The organism is Lactobacillus sp. UMNPBX15, assembly GCF_002553785.1.
In the GTDB taxonomy this organism is placed as follows: Bacteria; Bacillota; Bacilli; order Lactobacillales; family Lactobacillaceae; genus Lactobacillus; species Lactobacillus crispatus.
Genome location: NZ_PCYV01000096.1, coordinates 1 through 416 on the forward strand (window position 1 = coordinate 1; position 416 = coordinate 416).

Consider the following 416-nt stretch of genomic DNA (forward strand, 5'->3'; position numbering starts at 1 on the left):
ATCGGTTTCCAGATCCGATGACAAAAGTATCAAAAGTATATTTTGGATTGAGCATATTTTGAGGAAAATCAGATGTATCTTCTTTGACCGCTTTTTTGACTTGCGGTTTCGGCATAAAGTCCTCAACATCTTGATTTTGAGGAATGACAAACTTAATGCTCAATTCTTCCCCGGTTAATTCATATATAGTATCTGCAATCAGATGCAAGTATCTGGACTCCAGCCAGTCTCTGGCAAATTCATTGGGAGCCGTGATCGTTAATGTATCGCCTTGCAGTGAGTGGGCTTTGGTTGACTTCATCCAAGTCTCAAAACTCGGTTTGCTCAACTTTTTTTCGATTTGAGCAAGGGCTTGGTTCCACAGGTCTAATATATTTTCCATCTTCCGGCACGTCCCTCCTTTTCATAGAAAATGT

At 40.4% G+C, this 416-nt stretch carries 1 pseudogene; it reads right to left on the reverse strand.

The window, feature by feature from the left end:
• Window positions 1–382, reverse strand: a pseudogene (gene dnaA, locus CP366_RS10435) (chromosomal replication initiator protein DnaA); the annotation flags it as partial.
• Window positions 383–416: the final 34 nt, after the last annotated feature.